This window comes from Pseudoxanthomonas sp. SORGH_AS_0997 (assembly GCF_031453535.1).
In the GTDB taxonomy this organism is placed as follows: Bacteria; Pseudomonadota; Gammaproteobacteria; order Xanthomonadales; family Xanthomonadaceae; genus Pseudoxanthomonas_A; species Pseudoxanthomonas_A winnipegensis.
In genome coordinates this window covers 4,321,248-4,331,362 of record NZ_JAVIZI010000001.1, presented here as the reverse complement: position 1 = coordinate 4,331,362, position 10,115 = coordinate 4,321,248, and the positions used below count along the sequence as shown (strand labels likewise).

The 10,115-nt window shown below is 68.6% G+C and carries 8 protein-coding genes; 2 read left to right on the top strand and 6 right to left on the bottom strand.

What is annotated here, in order from left to right:
* On the top strand, positions 1-1,059 hold a 1,059-nt coding region (locus QE438_RS18915; protein WP_309736104.1), incomplete at its 5' end, for a LuxR C-terminal-related transcriptional regulator.
* A 48-nt stretch (positions 1,060-1,107) separates the two neighbouring features.
* Here QE438_RS18915 and QE438_RS18910 read toward each other — a convergent pair.
* The 5 genes from QE438_RS18910 to QE438_RS18890 all read right to left on the bottom strand — a co-directional run bounded on the left by QE438_RS18910 (position 1,108) and on the right by QE438_RS18890 (position 7,771).
* On the bottom strand, positions 1,108-2,331 hold the full coding sequence (locus tag QE438_RS18910; protein WP_130523255.1) for a pyridoxal phosphate-dependent aminotransferase: 1,224 nt from the start codon (positions 2,329-2,331) through the stop codon (positions 1,108-1,110).
* A gap of 22 nt (positions 2,332-2,353) precedes the next feature.
* Positions 2,354-2,848, bottom strand: a complete 495-nt coding sequence (locus QE438_RS18905) for a RidA family protein (protein WP_306996214.1) — start codon at positions 2,846-2,848, stop codon at positions 2,354-2,356.
* Positions 2,849-2,885: 37 nt separating this feature from the next.
* The gene (locus tag QE438_RS18900) at positions 2,886-3,353 is read right to left on the bottom strand and encodes a cytochrome c (protein WP_130515651.1); all 468 of its coding nucleotides are present in this window, start codon (positions 3,351-3,353) and stop codon (positions 2,886-2,888) included.
* Positions 3,350-4,936, bottom strand: a complete 1,587-nt coding sequence (locus QE438_RS18895; RefSeq protein ID WP_306993409.1) for a flavin monoamine oxidase family protein — start codon at positions 4,934-4,936, stop codon at positions 3,350-3,352. The genes QE438_RS18900 and QE438_RS18895 overlap by 4 nt, the downstream gene beginning before the upstream one ends.
* Before the next feature lie 135 nt (positions 4,937-5,071).
* Positions 5,072-7,771 (bottom strand): TonB-dependent receptor, encoded by a 2,700-nt coding sequence (locus tag QE438_RS18890; protein WP_306993412.1) that lies wholly within the window; start codon positions 7,769-7,771, stop codon positions 5,072-5,074.
* A gap of 344 nt (positions 7,772-8,115) precedes the next feature.
* On the opposite strand from QE438_RS18890, the gene QE438_RS18885 reads away from it, so the two are divergent.
* Positions 8,116-8,775: an HAD-IA family hydrolase gene (locus tag QE438_RS18885; RefSeq protein ID WP_307184048.1), complete on the top strand. Its 660-nt coding sequence runs from the start codon at positions 8,116-8,118 to the stop codon at positions 8,773-8,775.
* A gap of 708 nt (positions 8,776-9,483) precedes the next feature.
* Here the strand turns inward: QE438_RS18885 and QE438_RS18880 are convergent.
* Positions 9,484-10,062: a YceI family protein gene (locus QE438_RS18880; protein ID WP_130515646.1), complete on the bottom strand. Its 579-nt coding sequence runs from the start codon at positions 10,060-10,062 to the stop codon at positions 9,484-9,486.
* Positions 10,063-10,115 lie beyond the last annotated feature (53 nt).

Sequence of the window (10,115 nt, the reverse complement as noted above, 5' to 3'; positions counted from 1 at the left end):
GGCGCGCTGGATCAGGCCGAGGCGGTCTACGCACGTGCCATGCAGCTGGCGCAATCGCACCAGGGCAGCGATGCGGTGCTGGTGGCGGCCTGCCGCTGCCTGATCGCCCAGCTGCTGCTCGAACGCGGGCGCCACGACGAGGCCGCAGACCAGCTCGACGGCGCGCTCGAGGTGCTGGAAGCGGGCGACGGCTGGGTCGATGTCTACGTCGCCGGTTTCGGCACCGCGCTCGCACTGGCGCGCCAGCGCGATCGCAGCGGCCGCACCGCCTGCGCGCTGCTCGATCGCCTCGATGCACTGGCGGCGCGTCGTCACCTGACGCGCCTGGCCGACCTCTCCGCCGCCTGGCGGGTGGACGTGCAGCTGGACTTGCCCGCCGACCACGCCCTGGATGCCGCCCTGGCCCGCAGCGGCGGCGAGATGGCCCTGCAGCACGCGCTGGCCAATGCCCACACTTGGCGCCAGTCGCAGGCGCTGGGCCTGGCGCTGGCGCGCTGGCATGCCGAAGCCGGCCGCAGCGGTCGCGCCCTGGCGCTGCTGCAGGCGCTGGAGAACGATGCCCGCGAACGCGACGACGCCCACCACCTGGACCGCGTGCGCGTGCGCATGGCCCTGGTGCGTCAGCAGCGCGGCGAACTGCAGCAGGCCCTGCCGGCACTGTCGGCCGCCCTGGACCGCATCGCCGCCACGCGCGCCTGGCAGGTCGCACTGGAACCGGGCCTGCCGGTCAAGGCGCTGCTACGCGTGGCGCGTCAGCACGATCCCGACGCCGTGGCCGGCACCACCCGCGCCCTGACCATCCAGACCCTGCTGGACAAGCTGTCCTGCGAGGATGCGCTGGCGGTGCAACTCTTCAGCGAGCGCGAGCTGGAAGTCCTGCAGGAACTGGCCAGCGGCCTGTCCAACAAGCAGATCGCCCGACGCCTGTCGCTGTCGGAAAACACGGTCAAGTTCCACCTGAAGAACCTCTACCGCAAGCTGGAAGCCGGCACCCGCGAAGCCGCGCTGGGCAACGCCCTACAGCGCGGGCTGATCGGCGCGGCCAGCAGCCCGGAGTAACGCAAAGGGCCGGCGCATTGCGCGCCGGCCCTTGCTTCAACGCAGCGATCAGACCAGGGTCAGGCTGCCGTCGCGGCGTTCGTCGCTGAGCATCGCGGTCTTGACGTCCAGCGGACCCATCTGCCCGGCCATGACCTTGGCGAAGGCGTCCTTGAATCGCGCCATCTCCTCAGGCGTGCCCACGGTGATGCGCGACCAGGTCGGCCACACCGCCCAGGCGCGACCGACGAAGACGCCGTAGGTCGCCATGGCCTTCATGAACTCCGGCGCCGGGCGCTTGACGTCGACCATGAAGCAGTTACTTTCCGAGGTCGTGCAGGGATAACCCTGCGCGGTCAGCCAGGTGGTGACCTCATCGCGCAGCACGGTGTTGGCGTTGCGCCGCTGCGGGACCAGCTGCGGATCGCGCAGGCTGGCCAGGCCGGCCGCGGCGGCGGTCACCGGCAGCGAGTTGAAGCCGTAGTAGGTCAGCTTGGCCAGCAGGTCCGGGCGGGCGGCCGCATAGCCCAGGCGGATGCCGGCCATGCCGTAGAGCTTGGAGAAGGTGCGCAGCACCACCACGTCTTCGCCCTTGGCCACCAGGTCCACCCCGCTGACGGCGTTGGGCGAGAGATGGATGTAGGCCTCGTCCAGCACCAGGATGCTGCCCTTGGGCTTGTTGGCCAGGGCGTACTCGATGTCCTTGCGCGTGGTCAGCGAGCCGGTGGGATTGTTGGGATTGCAGATGTAGAGCATGCCGGCGCTGGCGTCGGCGGCGCACATGGCCTGCACGTCGTGGCTGTAGTCCTTGCGCAGCGGCAACTTGTGCACCGGCGCCTTGATCGCGTCGGCCACCCGCCAGGCCTGCTCGAAGGTGGGGTCGGCGGTGACCAGCGCCGCGCTCGGCGAGGTGAAGGCCATCACCGTGTACTGCAATGGCGGGGTCGAGCCGGCGTAGGGCACGATGTTTTCCGGCTTGAGGCCGAGCTGGCTGGCCAGTTCGCCGACCAGCTCGGTCTGCAGATCGCCCAGGTAGCGACCGCCCTGCGGGGCGATGCCGTCGATGGCCTTCAGCGCCGCCGGGCTGGGGCCGTAGGGGTTCTCGTTGGCGTTGATGTAGACCGGCGCCAGGCCGGCGGCGGCCGAGGCCGCCGGGTCGACCTTCAGGCGCTTGCGCGACTGGTTCTGGGCCAGGGCCAGGCCGGACAAGGACAGCAGGGGTGCGCCGACGCCCGCACCGGCGGCCAGGGCGGAACCACGCAGGAAACCACGACGGGAGAGCGGCTGCTTCATGGGAACGATTCCTCGATCGGGATCAGGGACGGACGGCGACGACTTCGATTTCGATGCGCATACCCGGATTGCCCAGGGCGGCGATCTGGAAGGCCGAGCGCGCCGGCAGGTTCATCTGCTTGGCCTCCTTGCCGAAGAACTGGGTATAGCCCTCCATGAAACCCTTGAAATCCATCTTGCCGCCGTTCTCCGGGCCGCCGACCAGGAAGACCTGCATCTTGACCACGTCCTTCATGCCCAGGCCCATGCCTTCGAGCTGCTGCTTGATCTGGGTAAGCACGCTGATGGTCTGGGTCTTGGTGTCGCCGAAGGCCTCCATCGAGTCCTTGGGCGCGGCCGGGTCGGCCACGGCCGGCACCTTGCCGCTGAGGTAGATGGTGGTCTTGCCGGCCGGGATCTCCACGGCCGAGGCGATCGGGAAGTCGCTGCCGGGGATGGCGTAGCGCTTGACGTCGGCGGCGTGGGCCGACAGCGCCAGCGGCGCGGCCAGCAGGAACAGGGACAGGCGGCGGGACAGGGTCATGGTGGCTCCTGGGATCTTCATGGAAAGGATGTCAGTCGTCTTGCTCGGGCGTGGCCGTACTCGCCAGCGAGGCGCGCAGCGCCTTGACGTCGGCCTCGCTCACCGCATCGTCGTACTGGTTGCCGAAATGGGTGCGCACGTAGGTGGTGACCTGCGCGATCTGCCCGTCGCTGAGCATAGGACCGAAGCCCGGCATGGCGCCATGGCCGTTCAACACCATCATTTCCACGTACGGCGCCGCGCCCAGCTTGGGGTTGCCCGCCAGCGCGGGGTATTCGCCCGCGCCGCGCGCGCCCTGCCCGGCCGGCATGTGGCAGCCGGCGCAGATGGTGGCGTACACCTGGGCGCCGTCGGCGTGCGAGAAATCGCGCGTCTGCAGCAGGCCGGTAGCGTCCGAGGTCTGCGCCTGCGCGCCCGGTGCCCACAGCGCCGGCAGGGCCAGCGCGGAAGCGGCCAGCGTCAGCGCGCCGCCGAAGCGATACCACGTGCGGCGGCTCATGCCCGGCCTCCGGTCGCCATGACCTTGGCGTGCAGGCGGCCGATGACATCGTGCGCGGACAGCACCGCGCCCTCCTGCCAGGCCGGGATGTAGGAGATGTGTTCGCCGGCCATGGCGATGCGGCCGTCGATCTGCGTGGCCGCGGCGTAGTGCTTGGCGCGCAGGGCTTCGTCCCACTGGCCGAAGCAGCCATGGTTGCTGGGCACACGATGCCAGGCCACCGACACACCGTTGTCGAACTCGGCCGGATACTGCGGATGGATCTGGCTGCCGAAGGCCACCGCGCGGCGCACGCGCTCGGCCGGGCTGTGCGAGGTGAAGTCGTAGGCGTCCAGGCCCCAGATGTAGGCGCCCAGCAGCACGCCCTTGCCCGCGGCGTGGAAACCGGTGCTGGGATAGCTGATGTTGGTGATCGGCAGGTTGGTGTAGCTGATGCCGCCGTAGATGTTGTCGTCCTCTTCCCAGAAGCGGCGCTTGAACTGCAGGCCCACCTTGACCGAGGAGGCGTAGGGCAGATTGGTGATCGCCTCGGTCATGGCCGAGCCGACCTTGACCGGGATGCGGCTGAGCACCGAGAAGGGAATGGTGCAGATGCACCAGTCGGCCTTGGCGACCTGCTTGTTGCCCGGCGCGCCGGTGTCCTCGTAGGTGACGCTGACGCCGTGGTCGTCCTGGTCGATGTCCACGACCTTGGCGTTGTACTGGATCACGCCCGGGCCCAGCTCGCGGGCGAAGGCCTTGCCGACCATGTCCATGCCGCCGACCGGCTGGAACATGGCGGTCTGCATCTCGATGTTCTTGCCGGCCGCCAGCTGGTTCCACAGGTGCGAGCCCAGCACGTCCTGCAGCGACATCGGCTTGGAGAACTCCGGCTTGCCCGACACGCCGCCGCCGGGGTACTTGGCGAAGCCGCGGCGCATGCTGCTGATGTCGCTGGTGGTGTAGGCGAAGTTCTTGTCCAGCGCGCCCCAGCTGCGCAGCGATTCGAGCAGCAGCTCCTGGTCCTCCTTGGTGACCAGCTTGTCCAGCGCGCCCTGGCGGGTGATCTTGGCCAGCAGCTCGGAGACGTTGCCCTGGTAGTCGGCATCGATCTCGCGGAAGCGCTGCGGCTTGCCGCCGAAGGCGTTGGTGTTGTGCAGGTAGGCGTTGTAGTTGACCTGGACGAAGGACTCCAGCGCCACGCCGAACTGCTTGCAGTAGGCCAGCATCGCGCGGTGGTGGTGCGGGATGCGCCACGGACCGGGATTGATGTACAGGCCGGGGTCGAAGCCGCAGTGCTGCGTCTCGCCGCCCAGCTCGGTATAGGTGTCGCCGCCGCGCAGGGTCCAGTTGCGACCACCGGGACGGGCGTTGTACTCGAGGATCTTGACCTTGTAGCCGGCCTTGCGCAGCTCGTAGGCCGCGCTCATGCCGGCCAGGCCCGCGCCCAGGATCAGCACGGTGGCGCCCTTGGGATTGCCCTGCAGCTTGACCGGGCCGGCGTAGCCCGAATCGGCGGCGAACCCCAGGCTGGTCATCGCCTGGTACATCATCGTGCCGCCGGCGGCCAGGCCGATGCGGCCCAGCAGCTGGCGACGGGTCATGCCGTTACGAACACTGTCTTGCATGTCTGACTCGTCTGCGTGGCCGCCGAAGCGGCCTGTTTCGGGAGAACGCGGAAACGCACCCGCGCAAGGCACCGCCGATGCGCGCACCAGGCGCGCACCGGCGGGTTTGGATCAGAAGCGGTAGGTGAGCTTGGCGTAGTAGCGCGCGCCGAAGTAGCCGATCGGGCTGCCGCTGAAGCCGGCGTAGTTGCTGCTGGCGATGTACTCGTTGTTGCCGTTCTGGTAGTTGGCCACGTCGTAGTTCCACACCGCCGACGGGATCTTGTCGGGGTACTTGTTGAACACGTTGTCGCCGCCCACGCTCAGCATCCAGCTGTCGGTGGGTTTGAAGCTCAGGTCGAAGCCGGTGGTGGCCATCGTGCCGAGCTTGAGCTTGTAGTACTCGCCGCTGCCCAGGGTGATCACGTCCAGCTGGTCGGCCAGGCTCTCATAGCCAGCCAGGCTGTTGACCTGGGTCTGCGGGCCGTAGATCGACTCGCGCAGGGTGAGGGTGAACTTCTGCCAGTTGAAGGTCGCCGCCAGGTTGACGCGGAACTTCGGGCTGGCGTGCTCGATGTCGTAGATGTTGGCTTCGGTGAACAGCGGGATGGTCTCGAAGCCCGGCACGCGGCCGGCCCGGGTCACCTCGGTCTTGTTGTAGTTGGCCGCCAGCAGCCAGTCGATCGAGCCCCAGGACATGTCGCTGGTGTAGTTGGTCACCCAGTCCACGCCGGTGGTCTTGGTGTCCAGCACATTGCTGAGGAAGCTCAGGTTGATGTTGGCGCGCGCGGTCTGGTCGAAGCTGCCGCCCGGCGCGGACGGGTCGTTGGCGTTGCTGATGAAGCCGCCGGCGACCAGGGCGTTGCCCAGGATCTGGTTGTAGTTGTCGTCCGGAACGCCGTCGCCGTCGGTATCGGCCGGATCGGGCAGGTCGGCGTTCCAGCGGCCCGTGGTGCGGCCGGTGCGGGTGGCCGCCGACTGCGCCTGCGAATAGGCGAAGGAGCCCATGTAGGTGCGGTCGGAGATCTTGATCTGGTAGGCGTCCAGGGTCGAGGTCAGGTTGGGCAGCGGCGAGAACACCAGACCCAGCGAGAAGTTCGTGCTGGTCTCGGGCTTCAGGCCGTTGCCGACCGAGGCGCCGGCCAGCGTGGCGGTCGCGCCGGTCGGGCTGACCTGGATGGCGGTGTAGTAGTTCTCACCCATGTTCGGCGCGCGGAAGCCGGTGCTGGCCGTGCCGCGGATGGCGAAGGTGTCGGAGAAGTCGTAGCGCGTGGTGAACTTGCCGATCGCCTTGCTGCCGAAGTCGCTGTACTTCTCGTAGCGACCGGCGATGTCCACCAGCCAGGCATCGACCGGGTACAGGATCACGTCGGCGAACACCGCCTGGCTGTGGCGCGAGTAGTCGCCGGCCGAGAGGGGGTTGTAGCCCGGGAAGGACGAGGCGCCGGCGCCGTAGTAGGAGGCCGGCTCGCCGGCTTCGATGCCGTAGCCGTCGCGGCGGTAGTTCAGGCCGGCGTTCAGGGTCAGCGGGCCGCCGCTCAGGCCGATGTCGAAGTCCTTGGTGACGCTGGCGTTGGTGTCCCACTGGGTGCTGTAGAAGGTGCCGTCGTAGAAGTTCTCCGGCGAGCTGCCGGTGGCCTGCCACAGCGAGAAGTTCATCGAGTTGACGGTGTAGACGTCCATCTCGTTGCGGCCGTACTCGGTCGAGATGTCCCACATCCAGCCGTCGGCGAAATCGCCCTTCAGGCCTGCGGTGATGTCGTAGTCCTTCTCCTCCGAGCGCTCGGACGGATTGAAGCCGTAGGCGTACTTGTGCTTGACCTCACCGGTGGTCGGATCGGTGTAGCCACCGTCCTGCGAGGGACGGCGATAGTTCTCCTCGGACTGGGCGGTCTTCTTGCCGTAGCTGCCGAAGGCGTAGAACTCCAGGCCGTCGCCGAAGTCGTAGCCGGCGTTGAACATGGCGATCTTGCGGTGAATCTCGGGCGGGTTCAGCCAGGCGTTGAGACCGGGGAAGCGCTTGTTGAGCAGCGCGCCCTGGTCGTTGGCCAGGCGGCTGAGCAGGTCCGAGCGACCGTTGGCGGTGGCGTAGGCGCGGCACGCGTCCTGGTTGAGCAGGCAGTTGGCGTAGCTGGGGTTGGAGAAGCGGTAGACCGACTCGCGGTTCTCGGCCTCGACGCTAATGCTGACGAAACCGTTGTCGCCGCCCAGGCCGATGTTGCCGCCCCACGAATCGGTGCCGCCACCACCGTCGGAATAGCCGGCGTAGCCGGCGTTGAACTCGCCGCCGGAGGAGTTCTTCTTCAGGATGATGTTGATCACGCCGGCGATGGCATCCGAGCCGTACAGCGCCGCGGCGCCGTCGGTCAGCACTTCGACATGGTCGATCGCGGACTGCGGGATGAAGGACAGGTCGGTCGCCATCTCGCCGCTGCCGGCCACGCCGAAGTTGGAGGTGACGTGGCGGCGCTTGCCGTTGACCAGCACCAGGGTGTGGTTGGCGGTCAGGCCGCGCATGGAGGCGGTCAGGGTCTGGCTGGCCATGTCGCCGCCGACCTGGGAGGCGTTGTACGAGGGCACCTGGTTGGCGATGGCGTTCATCAGGTCCGGCGCGGCGGTCTTGGACAGCGCTTCGGCGCTGACCAGCTGGATCGGCGCCGGGCTGTCGGTCACGGCCATGTTGGCCTTGCGCGTACCGGTGGAGATGACGCTGACGGCGTCCAGGGTCTTGGCCTGGGGCTCGGCCGGCGTCTCGTCGGCGGCGGGCGCCGCGGGCAGGTCGGCGGCGCTGGCCGCCTGGACCGCCAGGCCGAGCAGCATGGCCGAGGACATGCCACGCAGGCTTGCACGGGAGGGGGCGAGGGAAGCCGCGACGGCGACGGCGAGGGAATGGCGGGTGAAGCGACTGCGCATGACCTGTACTCCTTGCAAGGCGGAATAGGTAAAGCGAGGTGGGGGGTGGGGCGCAGGGCGGCGCAACGGCCCCCTTGACCGTGCGGCGTGCGGGAAGGCGACGCCCTGCGTTGACACGAAGCTAACCTCAGCTGTCACCCCGGCCATCTCCCGTGACGGGTGAGTGGCGCCTTGGTGGGTAGGCCGGGACAGGAATTGGGACAACCTCGGCCCACCCGCCCGGAGGCGGCTATGCTCGGCAGCTCGCTCCGATCGGCCTGTTCATGTTGTCCACACCCCAACCCCGCTCCCGGCCACGCCCGTTCCGCCAGCCCAGGCTGGTGCTGTTCGATCTGGACGATGTGCTGGCGCGCTACGACCGCCGCCTGCGCCTGTGCGAGCTGGCGCGCCGCAGCGGCACCACGCCGGGCGCGGTGCAGGCGGCGCTGTTCGACTCGGGGCTGGAGCACGAGTCGGACGTCGGTCTGTGGCGGCCGATGGACTATGCCGACGAGCTCTCGCGCCGCCTGGGGGCGCGGCTGACGCTGGAGGACTGCATCGCCGCGCGTGCGCTGGCCACGCCGGCCGATCCGGCGATGGTGGCGCTGGCCGGGGCGGTGTCGCGGCAGGCGGCGGTGGCGATCTTCACCAACAACGGGCCGTTCCTGACGCTGCACCTGGGGCGCATCTGTCCGCCGCTGTTTCCGCTGTTCGCCGACCGGGTCGTGGGCGCGGGCGATGTCGGCATCGCCAAGCCTTCGCCGGAGGCCTACCTGCGTGCGCTCGCGCTGCTGGACGCGGCGCCGGCCGAGACGCTGTTCATCGACGACCGCGACGAGAACGTCAACGGCGCCCGCGCTGCGGGACTGGACGCGCTGGGCTTCTCGAGCGCCGCCACCCTGCGGCGTGCGCTGGCGCTGTACGGTCTGGAAACCGGCGCCTGAAAGAGCTCCTGCCCCTGTCCGCTCCCTGTGGGAGCGGACAGGGCGGCGATGGGGCTTTCCCGGCGAAACCTTTCGCCATTGATCAAAACGACCACGAGGCTGGCGCTCACGCTGGGCGTTTCTGGCTCCGGAAGGGCAGCGGTCCGGCCGGCGGTGTCCGCTTTCCCGCGATCATGGCATCCAGCCCTGCCTTAAGGCGTTCGGCTTCCTGCCTCGCTAGGCGCGGCCACCGCCCGCCGGACCGCTGCCGCGCGTGTCAGGTCACACGGCTTTGGCTTGAGCCCCCTCCCTTGCGCGTAGCGCAGGGGAGGGATGGGGAGGGGTCGGGGCTTTACCGGGCAAGCCACCGAAGCAAGAGCAAAAGCAAAAGCACCCCACCCCGGCCCTCCCCTTCGCCTGCGGCGAAAGGGAGGGGGCAGAGCGCTTCGAGTTGGAAGGAGTCCTGTTCTGTACGCCCCGCAGAGCCTCGACCCGGACGAGCGCACGGAGAGCGGGCCAGGGATGCCCCGCGGCGGCGAGTCCGCCAGAGATGCCGACCGAGCTGAGGAGCCGGGCCCGGGCGGGTCAAGGCCGATCGGGTCGAGGCTGGTCTGCGAAGTGGGACCTCCAGCCTCGCACCGCGCGAAGCACCCCAAAAGAAAAAGCCGCTGGGACATCCCCAGCGGCTTCCGTGCTTGCGCAAGACGCGGCCGAGGCGGCCGCGCGGGCTTACTTGGCCTTGGCCGCGTCGGCCTCGGTGGTGATGTGCAGCTTGACCTCGTCGCTGACCATCGGCGCGTAGGCGCCGACGCCGAAGTCCGAACGCTTGACCGTGGCGGTGGCGTCGAAGCCGATCGACTGCACCTTCTTCATCGCGTGCTCGCCGGCCTTGTTCAGGGTGACGTCCAGCACGACGGGCTTGGTGATGCCCTTGATGGTCAGGTCGCCGGTCACCTTCAGCTTGTCCTTGCCGGTCGACTGGACCTTGGTGGACTTGAAGGTGGCGGTGGGGAACTTGGCGGCGTCGAAGAAATCCGATCCGGCCAGGTGCTCGTTCAACTTGGGCACGAAGCTCTCCAGGCCCGACAGCGGCAGGGTCACCTGGACGCTGGAGGCGGCCACGTTGGCCGGATCGTAGGTCAGCGTGCCGTCGACGTTGCCGAAGTGGGCGCTGGGGTTGGAGAAGCCGAAGTGGTTCCAGGTGGCGATCACATCGGTGTGGCCCGGGTCGAGCTTGTAGGTGGTCGGGGCGGCGAAGGCCGGGGCGACCAGGGCCGACAGGGCGGCGGCGAGCAGGAACTTGCGCATGCGAGGAACTCCTTGGTGGTGTGGCGCTAAGGGAACAGCGGTGGCGTTGGAGC

What these genes read in the sequence shown, in the direction of transcription:
- QE438_RS18890 (WP_306993412.1), bottom strand. Translation starts at nt 7,771, where the DNA reads ATGTCCTCGGCCATGCTGCTCGGCCTGGCGGTCCAGGCGGCCAGCGCC.
- QE438_RS18880 (WP_130515646.1), bottom strand. Translation starts at nt 10,062, where the DNA reads ATGCGCAAGTTCCTGCTCGCCGCCGCCCTGTCGGCCCTGGTCGCCCCG.
- QE438_RS18895 (WP_306993409.1), bottom strand. Translation starts at nt 4,936, where the DNA reads ATGACCCGTCGCCAGCTGCTGGGCCGCATCGGCCTGGCCGCCGGCGGC.
- QE438_RS18885 (WP_307184048.1), top strand. Translation starts at nt 8,116, where the DNA reads ATGTTGTCCACACCCCAACCCCGCTCCCGGCCACGCCCGTTCCGCCAG.
- QE438_RS18900 (WP_130515651.1), bottom strand. Translation starts at nt 3,353, where the DNA reads ATGAGCCGCCGCACGTGGTATCGCTTCGGCGGCGCGCTGACGCTGGCC.
- QE438_RS18910 (WP_130523255.1), bottom strand. Translation starts at nt 2,331, where the DNA reads ATGAAGCAGCCGCTCTCCCGTCGTGGTTTCCTGCGTGGTTCCGCCCTG.